The following is a 689-nucleotide window of genomic DNA, read 5'->3' on the forward strand; positions in this document are numbered from 1 at the left end:
CATACAAAATCAATACAAAATCGCATCAAAAAAGGCAGTCGAGTGACTGCCTTTTTGTTATTTGGAAAACTTGATGTCTAGAAACGTCGTTATTCCAACGGTTCGGTTGGAGCTTGATTACCCGGTTTGGGCGCTGCAAATGGCACATCTTTCAAATCAGATGCATTGTTTTGGATCAGTTCACCAAGGTGAAACAAACCATATTCACCGGGCTTCATTCGATGCCAAGTCTCATTGCCGGTTAAAGGCTGAGTCGCAATGACAGAAACAACATCGTTTGGTGTTGTTTCTTCTTGGAAGTTGATCTCCACATCTTCATCTAGTAAAGCGGCCTTGCCAAACGGTGCGCGACGCGTAATCCAATACAAGTGATTAGTACAATACGTCATGACAAATTCGCCGTCGCTGAGCAACATATTGAACACGCCTTTTTCTTTGAGCTGATCGCAACATTTAGCGATGTAGAGAAAAACAGATTCCATGTCCTGAGGAGGCTCTGGATATCGATCTTCCATCTGCTTTAGCAGCCAACAAAACGCGAGCTCACTGTCTGTTTGACCAACAGGACGATGGCGCCCAGTGTACAGGTCTTGATAATCAGACAGCTGGCCATTGTGAGCAAAGGTCCAATACTGGCCCCACAACTCACGTGTGGATGGGTGCGTATTTTCTAAATTCACTCCGCCACG

Annotated in this window: 1 protein-coding gene; it reads right to left on the reverse strand. The window is 45.4% G+C overall.

Annotated features, from left to right (window positions below; translation table 11 throughout):
* Positions 1-89: 89 nt before the first annotated feature.
* Positions 90-689: class II glutamine amidotransferase (locus R7Q11_RS26520; protein ID WP_225467039.1), on the reverse strand; the 600-nt coding region annotated here is incomplete at its 5' end.

The organism is Vibrio sp. 970, assembly GCF_033339075.1.